The sequence below is a fragment of the Pseudomonas sp. GW822-FHT02E03 genome, assembly GCF_058802325.1.
Genome location: NZ_JBXAOA010000005.1, coordinates 52,872 through 66,983 on the forward strand (window position 1 = coordinate 52,872; position 14,112 = coordinate 66,983).

General features: G+C 57.4%; 16 protein-coding genes. 7 read left to right on the forward strand and 9 right to left on the reverse strand.

Going from position 1 to position 14,112, the window contains the following annotated elements; translation table 11 throughout:
• Nucleotides 1-8: 8 nt before the first annotated feature.
• Together AC1RQB_RS05530 and AC1RQB_RS05535 are read right to left on the reverse strand one after the other, a co-directional pair.
• Complete coding sequence (locus AC1RQB_RS05530; RefSeq protein ID WP_063341072.1) at nt 9-812, reverse strand: MOSC domain-containing protein; 804 nt, start codon at nt 810-812, stop codon at nt 9-11.
• 90 nt (nt 813-902) lie between these two features.
• Nucleotides 903-1,838 carry a chemotaxis protein CheV gene (locus AC1RQB_RS05535; protein WP_063341073.1) on the reverse strand — a complete coding sequence of 312 codons (936 nt, stop codon included), beginning with the start codon at nt 1,836-1,838 and terminating at the stop codon, nt 903-905.
• 463 nt (nt 1,839-2,301) lie between these two features.
• Here AC1RQB_RS05535 and AC1RQB_RS05540 point away from each other — a divergent pair, with 463 nt between their 5' ends.
• The 3 genes from AC1RQB_RS05540 to AC1RQB_RS05550 all read left to right on the forward strand — a co-directional run bounded on the left by AC1RQB_RS05540 (nt 2,302) and on the right by AC1RQB_RS05550 (nt 4,791).
• Entirely contained in the window at nt 2,302-2,772 is a 471-nt protein-coding gene (locus AC1RQB_RS05540; protein WP_008075619.1) for a hypothetical protein, read from the forward strand.
• A gap of 469 nt (nt 2,773-3,241) precedes the next feature.
• Nucleotides 3,242-4,135: a sensor histidine kinase gene (locus AC1RQB_RS05545; protein ID WP_063341074.1), complete on the forward strand. Its 894-nt coding sequence runs from the start codon at nt 3,242-3,244 to the stop codon at nt 4,133-4,135.
• Nucleotides 4,132-4,791, forward strand: a complete 660-nt coding sequence (locus AC1RQB_RS05550) for a response regulator (protein WP_032830712.1) — start codon at nt 4,132-4,134, stop codon at nt 4,789-4,791. The genes AC1RQB_RS05545 and AC1RQB_RS05550 overlap by 4 nt, the downstream gene beginning before the upstream one ends.
• Here AC1RQB_RS05550 and yegS read toward each other — a convergent pair.
• A complete protein-coding gene (gene yegS, locus AC1RQB_RS05555; RefSeq protein WP_008075624.1) occupies nt 4,775-5,692 on the reverse strand; it encodes a lipid kinase YegS in 918 nt (305 codons plus the stop codon). The two genes, AC1RQB_RS05550 and yegS, sit on opposite strands and share 17 nt — an antisense overlap.
• Nucleotides 5,693-6,014: 322 nt before the next feature.
• Between yegS and AC1RQB_RS05560 the strand changes: the two genes are divergently transcribed.
• The gene (locus AC1RQB_RS05560; protein ID WP_063341075.1) at nt 6,015-6,323 is read left to right on the forward strand and encodes a hypothetical protein; all 309 of its coding nucleotides are present in this window, start codon (nt 6,015-6,017) and stop codon (nt 6,321-6,323) included.
• A 65-nt stretch (nt 6,324-6,388) separates the two neighbouring features.
• On the opposite strand, the gene AC1RQB_RS05565 is transcribed toward AC1RQB_RS05560, so the two are convergent.
• Both AC1RQB_RS05565 and moaB read right to left on the reverse strand, forming a co-directional pair.
• A complete protein-coding gene (locus AC1RQB_RS05565) occupies nt 6,389-7,615 on the reverse strand; it encodes a molybdopterin molybdotransferase MoeA (RefSeq protein WP_008075629.1) in 1,227 nt (408 codons plus the stop codon).
• Nucleotides 7,599-8,138 carry a molybdenum cofactor biosynthesis protein B gene (moaB, locus tag AC1RQB_RS05570; RefSeq protein WP_008075630.1) on the reverse strand — a complete coding sequence of 180 codons (540 nt, stop codon included), beginning with the start codon at nt 8,136-8,138 and terminating at the stop codon, nt 7,599-7,601. The genes AC1RQB_RS05565 and moaB overlap by 17 nt, the downstream gene beginning before the upstream one ends.
• Before the next feature lie 81 nt (nt 8,139-8,219).
• Here moaB and mobA point away from each other — a divergent pair, with 81 nt between their 5' ends.
• Nucleotides 8,220-8,822, forward strand: a complete 603-nt coding sequence (gene mobA / locus AC1RQB_RS05575; protein ID WP_063341076.1) for a molybdenum cofactor guanylyltransferase MobA — start codon at nt 8,220-8,222, stop codon at nt 8,820-8,822.
• Between the two features lie 76 nt (nt 8,823-8,898).
• The gene (locus tag AC1RQB_RS05580) at nt 8,899-9,120 is read left to right on the forward strand and encodes a YgdI/YgdR family lipoprotein (protein ID WP_007895056.1); all 222 of its coding nucleotides are present in this window, start codon (nt 8,899-8,901) and stop codon (nt 9,118-9,120) included.
• A gap of 89 nt (nt 9,121-9,209) precedes the next feature.
• On the opposite strand, the gene AC1RQB_RS05585 is transcribed toward AC1RQB_RS05580, so the two are convergent.
• The 3 genes from AC1RQB_RS05585 to AC1RQB_RS05595 all read right to left on the reverse strand — a co-directional run bounded on the left by AC1RQB_RS05585 (nt 9,210) and on the right by AC1RQB_RS05595 (nt 10,900).
• Nucleotides 9,210-10,100, reverse strand: coding sequence for a pseudouridine synthase (locus AC1RQB_RS05585; RefSeq protein WP_063341077.1), 891 nt, complete (start codon nt 10,098-10,100; stop codon nt 9,210-9,212).
• 73 nt (nt 10,101-10,173) lie between these two features.
• The gene (locus tag AC1RQB_RS05590) at nt 10,174-10,494 is read right to left on the reverse strand and encodes a hypothetical protein (RefSeq protein WP_008075636.1); all 321 of its coding nucleotides are present in this window, start codon (nt 10,492-10,494) and stop codon (nt 10,174-10,176) included.
• 163 nt (nt 10,495-10,657) lie between these two features.
• Nucleotides 10,658-10,900 (reverse strand): glutaredoxin family protein, encoded by a 243-nt coding sequence (locus tag AC1RQB_RS05595; protein ID WP_032835369.1) that lies wholly within the window; start codon nt 10,898-10,900, stop codon nt 10,658-10,660.
• A gap of 207 nt (nt 10,901-11,107) precedes the next feature.
• Here AC1RQB_RS05595 and AC1RQB_RS05600 point away from each other — a divergent pair, with 207 nt between their 5' ends.
• The gene (locus AC1RQB_RS05600; RefSeq protein WP_063341078.1) at nt 11,108-12,820 is read left to right on the forward strand and encodes a cation:proton antiporter; all 1,713 of its coding nucleotides are present in this window, start codon (nt 11,108-11,110) and stop codon (nt 12,818-12,820) included.
• Between the two features lies 1 nt (nt 12,821).
• Here AC1RQB_RS05600 and AC1RQB_RS05605 read toward each other — a convergent pair whose 3' ends face one another.
• A complete protein-coding gene (locus tag AC1RQB_RS05605; RefSeq protein ID WP_063341079.1) occupies nt 12,822-14,030 on the reverse strand; it encodes an ammonium transporter in 1,209 nt (402 codons plus the stop codon).
• Nucleotides 14,031-14,112 lie beyond the last annotated feature (82 nt).

Below are 14,112 nucleotides of genomic sequence, written 5' to 3' on the forward strand. Positions count from 1 at the left end.
AAGGGCTTTTATTCGAGGATCGTCACGGGCATGCCGACTTCAAGCCGGCCATTGCCGTCGTTGACCAGATTCTGCCCGAACATCGCGCCGTCGGCCTCGGTGCGGTATTTCTGCAAGGTCGCCAGCGGTTCACGATCTTCGCTGCGTTCGCCGGTCTGCGGGTCGATGGTGGTCAGAATGCAGCGTGAGCAGGACTTGACCACGCGGAACTCGACATCGCCAATGCGGATGCGCTTCCAGCTATCTTCGGCATACGCCTCGCTGCCCTCGATCACCAGATTGGGCCGGAAACGCAACATCTCCAGCGGCCGCCCGACCTTGCTCGACAAGTCATCCAGCGACGCCTGACCAATCAGCAACAACGGGAAACCGTCGGCAAACGCCACCTGATCGTCGTCCCTGCCATAGCCGGCCTGGGTGGTCCGCGCGCGATCAAGCGGCACTTGCACCAGACGCGTCGGCTTGCCGATAAACTCACTGACCCAGGCACCCGCCGCATCGCCGGCATCGGGGACGCGCAAGGTGTCGCGCCAGATGGTCACGCCACGCAAATCGGCATCGCCGTCAGGCAACGCAATATCGATCGTTGAATGGCCCGGGGCACTGAGGGTCAAGCCGCCGTCGGCATTCCACAACGCCGACAGCTGACTCATTTTCGCGACCGCGCGTTGGGTCAGAAAGCGCCCGCTGGCCTCGTCCACCAGCATCCAGCGTCGATCACCGTCCAGTCCCAGCTTGTCCAGGCTGACCTGATTGAGGGTCTCGCCCTTGCCGGATTTCAATGGAAAACGATAAAGCGCGCTCAGACGCATGGCCAGCTCCCTGGTGGGTAAAAACGCCACCCTATACGAGCTTGATTGCCGAATCAAAGGCTGATGTCAAACCAGCCTCTACTCGTCCTGTCAGGCAGGTATTGCGTCGAGCATCAGGCGCTGGCGCACTACGTCGACGAGTTTGTCGGGCTGGAATTTGGAGAGGAAGTTGTCGCAGCCGACCTTCTTCACCATCGAGTCATTGAAGCTGCCCGACAGCGAGGTGTGCAAGACCACATAAAGGCCGCGCAAACGGGGGTCATTACGGATTTCGGTGGTCAGGCGATAGCCATCCATCTCCGGCATTTCCGCATCGGTGAAGATCATCAGCAGCTTGTCGGTCATGACTTCGCCCGTATCTGCCCAGGCCTTGAGCATGTTCAGCGCCTTCAAGCCATCGCTGGCAATGTGCATCTTCACGCCCAACTGACCCAACGTGTCGCGCAATTGCGACAAGGCCACGTTAGAGTCATCCACCAGCAGCACTTCACGGCCACGGGCACGCTCCAGCACTGGATCGTCGAGTTTGTCGCGCGATACCTTGGCGTTGTACGGAACGATCTCCGCCAGGACTTTCTCGACGTCGATGATTTCCACCAACTGATCATCGACCTTGCTGATGGCGGTCAGGTAATGCTGGCGACCGGCACTGGCCGGCGGCGGCAAAATGGCTTCCCAGTTCATGTTGACGATGCGGTCCACGCCACCGACCAGGAACGCCTGCACCGAGCGATTGTACTCGGTGACAATAATGGTACTGGTGGGACTTGGCACCAACGGGCGCATGCCGATGGCCTGGGACAGGTCGATCACCGGCAGCGTCTGGCCACGCAGGTTGACCACGCCGCAAACAAAGGGATGGCGTTGCGGCATCAGGGTCAGCTTCGGCAGCTGAAGCACTTCCTGAACCTTGAAGACGTTGATCGCAAACAATTGCCGTCCGGCCAGCCGAAACATGAGAATTTCCAGGCGATTCTCACCCACTAGTTGCGTGCGTTGGTCTACCGTGTCGAGAATGCCGGCCATTAATGACTCCTGGGCTTGTTCTGATGAATTCACTAAAGGGAGTTATCGGCTGTTTTTGCCGGACCTTGACCCCCAGACAAAATGCCAGGCTCAGGCATTGATGTCACATTAACATCATGCTTTACTGGCTCCGTGATTTTCATCTGCTTCCTCCCCTGCGGCGCGACCTCGGTTTGCACGTTAGGTTCCCCTGCGTAAGGGATTCCCCTAGTAACAATCAGGCCCAACCTGATATTCGCAATATCCAATAGCCATTAATGTGACGCCATTCTCATTGCATGAATGGAGTCAGGCTTTTGTGTGCGATTGCAGGTCAGTGGCCATCCACCCTCTCGAGTTCCCCTGCCGGCGCTCAAACCTGCCGGAGCGCGATATCACGAAGGCTTGGCAGCGCGGGGACACCTATGGTTCTCGTCGGCACACACGACATTCCCTCATCTGACACGACGTTGTGGAGATAAGCATGCCGAACGACACCAAAGAGTGGGCTCAGCGATTTCCGGAATTTCTCGTTGAGGCTGAAACACTCTTGGCCAAATCCGAGGAATGCCTGAGTCATTTGCAACTGATCAGCAATGACAAGGACGCCATCGATTGCATGCTCAGCACCCTTCTCAAGCTGTCCAGCAAGGCCGATGCCTTGGCACTGGCGGCGGTCTCGGAGTTCTCGCTGCATATCCATGGATTACTGAGCTGCGCGCAGAACCACATGGACCTGCACGATCAAGCCCTGGACGCGCTCAAGGACTGCTTCACATTATTGGCCTGGCAACTCGAACTCATCGATCAGACTACCGGCCAACTCAGTCTCGATGACACTGAACAGACCTCACTGATAGAAGCGTTTGCGTTTCAAGTGGGACAAAGTCAGTTTCAGCCGCCCAGCCATGCCAGACCCTTCAGGTTGGTTTCGTTCTCGGAACGGCAAGCTTAAGAACATCAGCCCTGGTCGTGTTGTGCTTTTCTATTGCCATGACGCCGCCCTATAACTTGATGCGCTCATGCCGCAATTGAATGGGTCATTGCGTCGAAGACAGTTCGAGATAGTTATCCCTGTCTCGACTTCAGATAGTGGGCAATAAAAACAAAATGCCTGGCAGTCGATATCTTCCGACGACAACAATCGAAAGTTTTTCCATTATGGAACCATCGTCCAAAAACTGTATTTTGACTATATAGAGCTATATACCGAACGCGACCAACGGTATGTTAAGTGGTAGTATGCGGACCATTAGTTGACGCCAATTAATGGCACAGTGAAGCCAGCCAAGCACTCTGAAGGCTGCATTTCCAGCACTGCACCACAGCCATGAAGGCGACTTCACACAACGATTTCCACACAGAGACCCGTCAGTCCTTACGGCCGGTCTGCCCGCAGCGAACATCCATTGGCTCCATCCGCTATGTACGCCAGCCTCAAGTCAATTACCCTGTGGCCACCCTCCCGAAAAAACGCGCGCCGGTTCACGCTTTTTCTGTGTATCTGTTCGGCGCTTGGCAGCCTGCTGGTCTACAGCTTGTCCATATCTGTGCCGTTGAGTCTGCTGGTGCTCAATAGTGCAGCGCTGACCTGTGTCTGGGTGGGACATTGCCTTTCGCGCAAATCGATAAAGTTTCAACCTCAAGAACTGGCTGACCGTCTGCTGCAAGTGCAGGAAAACGAACGCCATCGGCTCAGTCGGGAACTGCATGATGACATCGGTCAATTGCTGACCGCCGCGAAACTTCAAAGTGAATGGCTCAAACGTCGAATGCCCGAAGAACTGCAGGGTCAGTGTTCGGTACTGTGCGATACGCTGGACGAAACACTCACCAAGGTGCGAGATGTGTCGGCCATCCTGAATCCGCGGCAACTGGCCAGTCTCGGGCTGGAAGCCAGCCTGCGTGCACATTTACTCAGGACCTTGGCCAATACCTCCGTGCACTGGAGCCTGGAGTGCCATCAACGCCTGACGGGCATACCGGAGGAAATGGCGGTGGCAGCCTTTCGCATCACCCAAGAAGCGGTTACCAATATACTGCGTCACGCCGAGGCCAGTAATTTGTTGGTCCGCCTGCAACGCCTGCCCCAAGGCCTGACGTTGTTGATCAGCGACGACGGCCTGGGTTTCGCGCCAGCGGCAGATCCCGCTCGCGAGGGGCAACGCGGAATGGCCGGGATGTCGGAACGGATCGATCAGTTAGGTGGCACACTGACCGTGACCAGCGAGCCGGGCAAAGGCACTCAAATCGAAGCACTCTTCCCCTGGGCGCCGCGTGCGCTAGAACGGGCCAGTACGAATAAGGTTATGCATTGACTTGTAACTTACTTCTGGTGGATGACCACTCGCTTATCAGGGCCGGCGTGCGCGCCCTGGTGCTGGATATTCCCGGCTATGCGGTAATCGGGGAGGCCAATGACGGCTCGCTGTTAGTCGAGATGGTCGAGCAGCTGTCCCCGGACATCATTCTGCTGGATATTTCCATGAAGGAAACCAGTGGTCTTGAAGCCTTGCAGCGACTCAAGCGCGTACGCCCGCAGTGCAAAGTGCTCATCCTGTCGATGCACACCGACCCGGCGCTTATCATGCAGGCCCTGGAATCAGGGGCTCATGGCTACCTGCTCAAGGACACCACGGCCACCGAACTCGAACATGCCCTGGATGCCTTGCGCAATAACGAACGCTACCTGAGCCCGGCCATTGCCCATACCGTCATCAACCAGGCGCTGACCCGAACCCAGAAAAATCAGACGCAAACCCAGGACTCGCACAATCTGACGGCACGTCAGCTGGAAATCCTGCGACTGATTGTTCGCGGAAAATCCACCCGGGAAATCGCCAATGGCCTGGGCCTGAGCATCAAGACTGTCGAAACCCACCGCTCGCAGATCATGAAACGCTTGCAGATCTACGATGTGGCCGGTCTGGTGCTGTTCGCCGTGCGCGAGCAAATCATCAGTCTGGACGATTAGCTGGATTCGAGACACTCAATAGCGGCGAGCCCTCGGGCAAATGCACCCGCAATGCCGCCGGGCGCGCCGAGAAACGCAGACTATCGCCCTCCAGAGGTTCACCATCAAGGTTGATATAAAGGCCCTCCGAGACTTTGATCTCCACCCATGGCAAGCGAGCTCGCACAAACATGTTATCGATGCCGAAGCCATCGGCCAGCAAATCTTTCAAGGTACCGACCACTTCCTGTGGCGCGGGCAAAATGCTGATATCCAGCAGACCATCGTCCGCCAGCGCCTGCGGGCACAACACATGACCACCGCCAGCCTGTCGGCCATTGCCAATGCCCAATGCCAGCAATTCGCCGCGCCAGTGAAAATCTGGCCCCTGCAACTCGCCATAGGCCGCATGCAACTCACTGAAGCGCGATAAACCCGTGAAGAGATAAGCGGCGCCGCCAAGAATTTTTTTCAGATCTTCGGAGGTATTGGCCGTGACCTGACTGCCAAAGCCGCCAGTGGCCATGTTCAGGAAAACCTGACCGCCTACTTCTCCCAGATCAATGGTTCGCGGGACAGCCTCCAGAAGATCCAACGCCTGAGCGGGCTCCAGAGGCACACCGGCAGCACGAGCAAAATCATTGGCGGTGCCCAAGGGCAAAAGTACCAGGCTGGCCTGCGTCGAATGCGCCGCCATGGCTTCAGCGATGTCACGCAAGGTACCGTCGCCGCCGCCGGCAATCAGATGCGTATAGCCTGCCGTCAGCGCTTCTTCCACCAACCGCTGCGCATCACCGGCCTCCCAGGTCAGTCGAACAGCCAGTTTCCAGCCCTGCTGGCGCTTGCCTTCGACGGCTGCACGGACCTCCTCATTGAGTGCCTGCTTGCCATGCAGAATCAACAGTGCCTTGCGCTCGCTCATTTTTGCCACTCCCATATCCGCAATTCCATGGGATATGTTGACCTCGCAGCCCCTGATAAAAGTCGACTGGATTTCAATTATTTCCAAGGGAAGGAAACGTGAGTCCTACAGAGCGGTATTTTTTCGTACAAAACATGAGGAATCGGCTCAATTGACCCATCCGAACAATTGGTAGACCGTTGGATCTCGGTTATCCGTTATCACCCGTTAATTACACAGGGACGTGAAACAATGAATGAAACCTTCTTAAGGGCCTCAAAAAGCGCAAGCAACAACGGCATCGATCACCTGAATGGTTTTAACGCAAGGAGCCAGTCAGTCCATGCAAAGCCATGACCTCAGACTACCGGTAACTCCGGTCGCGCCGTTCGCAGAAAATCGCGCCAATCATCAGGCTGAACTCAAAAACAGCGCAAAGCACACCGGAGAAGTGGACATGGAACCTCGCGTCATTGAACTGGAGACACACCTCAAGTACATCCGCAGAGACATGGATGAAGTCCGGGGTGACGTCAAATCCATCAAACACAGGCTTGCCTATTCAGCTGGCGCAACAGCCGTGATCCTGGGTCTTCTGGCCTGGATCGCCAACAGCCGCTTCGATCAGGTCGTGACACTTCTGGCACATTAAGAAATGGTCACGCACGCAAGCCCGATGCGATCAACCGGGCTTGCGGGGCAAAACCAGTGCCTGTATCAGCTCAAGACTTCACTCAGCGGGATGAAGCTCACCCAATCACCCTCAATCAGCGTACGGTCCTCCAGCACTTCAACCAGACCGTCAGCCCAGGCAGCACTGCGCAGTACGCCAGAGCTCTGATTCCTGTAGATGATTGCCCGGCCATTCTCCAGACGTCCGCGCAAGTACTCACGTCGGTTACCAGCCTTTGGCCAGACAAACCCTGCCGGCACCTGAAACTTCAGGGGCTCAACTTCTTTTACGCCTTGGCGGCGCAAAAGGTAGGGCCTTGCCAACAGAGCAAAAGTCACCAGGGTAGACGCCGGATTGCCGGGTAAACCGATCACGGGCACGCCGCGAAAATGCCCGAACGTCAGCGGCTTGCCTGGTTTGATGGCAAGCTTCCACAGCGTCAATTCGCCCTCTTCCCGCAAAGCAATGCCCAGAAAGTCAGCCTCTCCCACCGATACGCCACCGGTCGAGAGAATCAGGTCGACATCCTTCAACTCACCGAGGCGGGCACGAGTGGTCGCTAAATCATCGGGAAGAATACCGGCATCGATCACCTCACAACCTAACCGCTGCAACCAGCTGCAAAGCAACACTCGATTACTGTTGTAGATCTGTCCTGGCCCAAGGGCCTGACCAGGCTCAATCAACTCATCACCGGTAGACAAGACCGCAACACGAACCTTGCGAACCACGTCCAGCTCAGCGCATCCCAGCGATGCCGCCAGCCCCTGCTCAATAGGCCCCAGACGCGTTCCGGCGGGCAGGATCAGCTCACCGACGGTGGCTTCCTGACCTTGTGGACGGATGTTCTTTCCTGGGGTCATGGTTTCGGTGAAACGTACTCGCTCATCCGCCTGAACCTCGGCGTTCTCCTGCATCTCGACACAGTCGGCACCGGCGGGCACAGGCGCGCCAGTGAAGATCCGCGCACAAGTACCTGGCTTCAAGGGCTCCGGGGCCTGGCCTGCAAAAATCTTCTGACTGACCACCAACGGCTCTCCCGTCCAGTCGGCCACGCGCAAGGCATAACCGTCCATGGCACTGTTGGGCCAAGGCGGCAAATCAAGTGTCGAGACCAGGTCAGCGGCCAGGACACGCCCCTGAACCTGCGCCAACGGCAAGCGTTCGTGCTCACGAATCTTCGAGGCATCGGCCATCTCCAGTAAACGCGCCAGTGCCACCTCGACAGCCATCAGACTGCCTGTCTTGCCTGGCTTACCCGCGGGTTTCACAGGGTGCCGCCTGTTTCAGATGGGCCACGAAATTGCACGGACGGTGACGAGAATCCAGTTGCTCGGCGAGAATGCCGTCCCAACCGGTGCGCACCGCGTTGGTCGAGCCCGGCAAGCAGCACACCAGCGTGCCATTGGCCAGACCAGCCAAGGCCCGGGACTGAACCGTCGAGGTGCCGATATCCGCTACCGATATCTGCCGGAACAATTCACCAAAACCATCGACCTGTTTATCCAGCAGGCAACTCACGGCTTCGGGCGTGCTGTCGCGACCGGTGAACCCGGTACCGCCGGTGATCAGCACCACTTGCACGACCTCATCAGCAATCCAGTTGGCGACTTGCGCGCGAATTTTGTAGAGGTCATCTTTAAGCAATACACGGGCCGCCAGGTTATGACCGGCAGCGCTCAAACGGTCGACGAAGACCTGGCCTGAGGTATCGGTTTCCAGGGTACGGGTATCGCTGACAGTCAGCACCGCGATGTTGAGCGGTGCGAAAGGTACATCAGCCTTGGCTTTCATAGGCTCGTCCAGTTGTAGGAGAAACAGCCCGGTGTTATATCACAGCGCCTCATTTTTTCGCCGCCCTCATGGAGAAGTACGATGACCTCGAATACAACTCTGGCGCCCTGCTCCATTCTGCTCCTGGCCGGCGGTCGCGGCCAACGCATGGGCGGTCAGGACAAGGGATTGCTGGATTGGCACGGCGAACCGCTGATCGCGCATCTGCACCGCAAGACGCGCCCGCTGAGTGATGACCTGATCATCTCCTGCAACAGAAACCTGGAAAAATATGCGCCTTATGCGGATCAGTTGGTCCATGACGACGAAGGCGACTTTCCGGGGCCGTTGGCGGGTATTCGCGCTGGCCTGAAGGCCGCCCGTCACGCCTGCTTACTCGTGCTGCCCTGCGATGTGCCACGCATCGATGCCGCGCTGCTCCAGAGCATGCGTGAAACCGCCGGACAGCATCCGGACAAACCGCTGATGCTGCGCCATGGTGAACATTGGGAACCCTTGCTGTGCATGATTCCCGTCGCCCTTTCAGCGGCTTTCGAGACTGCCTGGAACGAAGGCGAGCGCAGCCCGGGTCGCCTTATGCGCAAGCTGGGCGCCACAGCCCTGCAATGCCCGGATAACGACCCCCGCCTGGCCAATCTCAATACGCCGGAACTGTTAAGCACACACCACACTGTGTCAGACTGACACGCGAAGGAACTTGCGCGCGTTGTATACGTCTCAAGCTCAGCAACCAAAAGAATTCCCATTCGGAGACACACCCATGACTCAACGGACCCTCGCCACTTTCATGCTCGCACTGGGCCTTGCCACTCTCGCCGGTTGCGCATCGCCTACAGTGATCACCTTGAATGACGGTCGAGAAATCCAGGCCGTCGACGCGCCTAAGTACGATGAAGAATCGGGCTTTTACGAATTCGAACAACTGGATGGCAAGCACACCCGCGTCAACAAAGATCAGGTCCGTACCGTTAAAGATCTGTAATCTTTACGGCGACAACCAGATACAGAAAAGCCCGCTTTTAAAGCGGGCTTTTTCGTGGCTTAAGAAAAGCAGGGTCGTTAGCCCTGTGATCACCACTGCAAGGTGATGGTGCTTTCGAATTCTCTTTCCTGCCCCGTGACCGGATCGACAAATCGCAGCCCCTGGGCCAACAGCTTCAAGGGGTTGGCATAGTCATCTTCTACGTCCTTGAGCACCTGCGGATAGAACGGATCATTGCAGATGCTGGCCCCCAGGGCTGTCATGTGAACTCGCAACTGATGTTTCTTGCCCGTCACCGGGTACAACGCATAACGCCAGAGTTCACCGTTTTTTTCCCTGATCTCGACAGCCGTCTCGGTATTGCTGATGCCCGGACCTTCTTGCATGCGAAAAAACGGCTCGCCATCGATAAGTCGACTTTTATGAACCAGCGGGAAGGAGTGTTCCGGCAATGCCCGGGCGATTGCTTCATAGCGCTTTTCGATCTGGCGTGTAGGAAACAATGACTGATACGCCGACCGACTCTGAGGGTTGGCTGAAAACAGCACCAGCCCCGCCGTATGCCGGTCGATGCGATGCAAAGGCACCAGATGCGGGTTATCCAGGCGACGGATCAGCCGTCGCAGCAATGTCTGCTCCACGTATTCACCCGCCGGAGTCACAGGCAGAAAGTGTGGTTTGTCCGCCACCACCAGATGCTCGTCGGCATAGAGGATCGACTCCACTACCGGGATCGGTTTTTCGTCCGGCACCTCACGGAAATAATGAATCCGCAGACCTTCCTTGTAAGGCAGGTCCAGGGGGATCGGCAAGCCTTGCCCATCAAGGACACGACCGCGAGCAATTCTGTCCAGCCATTGTTCACGACCGATGGCGCTGAAGTGTTCGCACAGGCAATCGAGGACGGTCTGCCACGTCCCCGGCGGCAGATAGAGCGTGCTGGCCTGGTTGTGTGCGGCAGAAAAAGATGAAGTGGACATACGAAAAGCTCTAACCCCTCAATACAGAGCGGCATTATCCAACAGTGGCCGGAACGAACCTAGAAGAGAATCCTCAGGCCGGTATCGACTGTGCTCGAGCGGCTGCTTCGGTGAACTCCTTGAGCCAGCGCAGCACATCGACCGCTTCCCAGCGCCCCGGATCATAAAGCGCATACAACAACCCCTGATAGCCCACGACATCCAGCTGCCGGTGGTAGCCCGCACGCTGGAACAAGGCTTCGATTTCGGCGAAACAGGTATTGAAATGCAATTTGTTGAAGGGTGTTTTCCCCTCCGTGACCAGACCATCCAAACGCAGTTCGAGGACAGCCTCGCGCACCACGTCCGCCGACATCCGGTTCACGCTGTTCTTCAATTGCTCGACATTGACCAAGGTTCATCCCTCTGACGTCCGGGATCGCCTGCGTAAACCCGAAACCGGGGAAAGCATGGCAGGCAATCGGAGTAACTGTATGAACATACAGTAACCGAATAACCTGTCTTTGGCCAAGGGATGAAACGAGGATCGCGACAGGTGGGGCGCATCGATAGCAGCGTCAGGGTTCGCGCAGGAACGCCACCACTTCATCGGCACCGAACGGCCAGCCCAACTCAGCGCCGGTATCGACCCGTCGCAACACTGGAATACGCAGGCTGTAAGCTTCGAACCAGGTTTCATCGTCAGCGATATCCACCAGTTCCACCAACAGACCACGCTCGACAAACTCCATCAGCATGGCTTCGGCGACTTCACAAAGATGGCAACCAACGGTGCCGAACAACTGACATTCAGGAGGCATGACGACAAGACCCATCGAAGTAAGCGCTCATTCTAGGCCCGCGATCAAAAGCAGTCGAGCCGATGCCCTATCTGTCTGAGCAATGGCATTTCAAGAGATTTCGGTAAACTCCTGACGCACATCATTCGCCTTAACTGCCATTTGCACGATGCTCGCGTCTTTTTTACTTCTACGCTTGAGTAGCCAGAACCCTCACCGGAGTTTTTTGTGTTCGCCAATCTGTTGATCATCTTCATCTCCTCTCTGGTGGTGATTGCATTGTTCCAGCGCCTGCGCTTGCCTCCGGTACTGGGTTACCTGTGCGTAGGGCTGATGATCGGGCCGACAGCGTTCGACTGGGTGAATGAAAGCGAAGAGTTGCCCGACCTTGCCGAGTTGGGCGTGGTGTTCTTGCTGTTTTCTCTCGGGCTTGAATTTTCTCTATCGAAAATGCTCGCACTGCGCCAAGTGGTGTTTGGCCTGGGCAGCCTGCAAGTGCTGGTTTCCGGGATCGCCCTGGGGGTGTTGCTGATGCTGTTCGGCATGCCAACCACGCCTGCACTGTTACTCGGTGCCGGTTTGGCGCTGTCGTCCACCGCCATTGTCAGCAAGGAGTTAAGCAGCCTCGGTGAGCTTTTCAGCCGCCACGGCCAGAATGCCATCGCCGTGCTGTTGTTCCAGGACGTGGTCGCAGTGCTGCTACTGACCCTGGTGCCGGTGTTCGCCGGTAACAGCGACCAGGTCTGGTATTGGGCTCTGCCATTGACGCTGGGCAAGACGATCGTGCTGTTCGTCGGTCTGCTGCTGGTCAGTCGCTGGTTTTTGCCACGGCTGTTTCATGAAGTCGCCGCGTCCCGGTCCGCTGAGCTGTTCGTGCTGTTGGCGCTAGTGATCGTTCTGCTGACGGCCTGGCTGACTCACCTGCTTGGCCTCTCCCCTGCTCTGGGCGCCTTTCTCGCCGGCATGCTACTGGGGGAGAGCCACTACCGACATCAGATCGAGGCGGACATCCGTCCGTTTCGCGACATTCTGCTCGGGGTATTCTTCGTCAGCATCGGCATGTTGATCGACTTGCGCTTGTTTGCCAGCCACGGCTTGCTGATTCTCGGACTGACGCTGGGATTACTGCTGATCAAAGGCACCGTGGTCGCGCTGCTGGTCAAATGGCGCGGCAGCGATGTCGAAACCGCCTGGCGCAGCGGCCTGGCCTTGGCTCAAGGGGGTGAATTCTGTTTTGCCCTGATGACACAAATGCAACAGAACAAACTGATGCCCGCCGACTTCGGTGGCCTGCTGCTGGCCGCCACGTTCTGCTCGATGCTGGTGACGCCTTTACTGCTGCGCGCCGCTCCCCACATCGCCACACGCCTGCACCACAAGCCCAACGAAGAAGCCGAACTCGAAAAAATCAGCGCACTCAACGCTGGCTTGCACAATCACGTGGTGATCTGTGGGTATGGCCGCGTAGGTCAGTCCATCGGGCGCGTCCTGCGTAATGTAGATCAACCGTACATTGCGCTGGATACCGACCCGGTGCGGGTTCAGGAAGCAGCCGTCAATGAAAACTGCGTTCATTACGGCGATTCACGTCGCGGCGAACTGCTGGTGGCCATAGGGCTGGAACGCGCCAGACTATTGGTGGTCGCCGTGGATCAGACGGACATCGCACTGTTGATACTCAAGGAGGCACGCCGGTTCAACCCGAGTGTGTCGATTCTGGTGCGCACACGGGACGACAGTCAGTTGGCCGAGTTGAAGGCAGCCGGTGCCAGCGAAGTCGTACCCGAGTTGCTGGAGTCGAGCCTGATGCTCGCCTCCCACGCGCTGATCATGCTGGGCATACCCGGCCAGCAGGTGCGAGACCGGGTCGACCAGGTACGGCGTGACCGCTATCGCCTGCTGCATGGCTTTTACCCCGGTGCCGACGATGAGGAACGCTGATTCAATCCTGGCTCACGGCACCGATCTTGTGAACCGACAAGTCCGCGCCGTAATACTCCTCTTCCTGGCTCAGGCGCAGACCATGGAACGCCTTGATTACGCCATACACCGCAAAACCGCCAACCAGCGCCACGATCACCCCCAGAGAAGTGCCGATCAACTGGCTGATCAGGCTCACGCCCCCCAAACCACCCAAGGCGGTTTGACCAAAGATGCCGCAAGCGATCCCGCCCCAGACACCACACAGTCCATGCAGAGGCCAGACGCCCAGCACATCATCGATATGCCATTTGCCTTGGGCTGCGGTAAAGCACCAGACAAACAGTGCCCCGGCGATGGCACCGGTCACCAACGCGCCCACCGGGTGCATCAGATCCGATCCGGCGCAGATCGCCACCAGTCCGGCCAATGGGCCGTTATGCAGGAAGCCCGGGTCATTGCGCCCGGCGATCAACGCCGCCACGGTGCCGCCGACCATGGCCATCAACGAATTCACCGCGACCAGCCCGCTGACCCCTTGCAATGTTTGAGCGCTCATTACGTTGAAGCCGAACCAGCCAACGATCAGAATCCAGGAACCCAACGCCAGAAAGGGAATGCTCGACGGTGCGAATGCCACCAGTCGCCCATCGCGATAACGACCTTGCCTTGGGCCGAGCAACAACACCGCCGCGAGTGCCAGCCAGCCACCCATGGCGTGAACCACCACAGAGCCTGCGAAGTCATGGAAACTGGCACCGAAGCGTTCCAGCAACCAGGCTTGCAAACCAAAGTTGCCATTCCAGATCATGCCTTCGAAGAAGGGATAGATGAACGCCACGATCAGCGCCGTCGCACACAACTGCGGGACGAACCGGGCGCGCTCGGCGATGCCTCCCGAAATGATTGCCGGTATCGCCGCAGCAAAGGTCAGCAGAAAGAAAAACTTCACCAGCCCATAGCCATGATCGGCGGTGATCACCACCGCCGGCTGCATGAAAGTGACTCCGTAGGAAATCCAATAGCCTATAAAGAAGTAGGCCAGGGTCGAAATGGCGAAGTCGCTGAGGATCTTCGACAAGGCGTTGACCTGGTTTTTTTGTCGAACCGTACCCACCTCGAGAAAGGCGAAACCGGCGTGCATGGCCAGGACCATGACCGCACCGATAAGGATGAACAACGTGTTGGAGCTATGGACCAGACTGTCCACAGCACTTTGCAGATTTTCCATGGATTGGCAGACCTGAAGGCTGAAAAAAAGCACCAAAGCAGTTCGCGCAGAAGGATGACGCACCAAGTTGCAGCCGATCCAG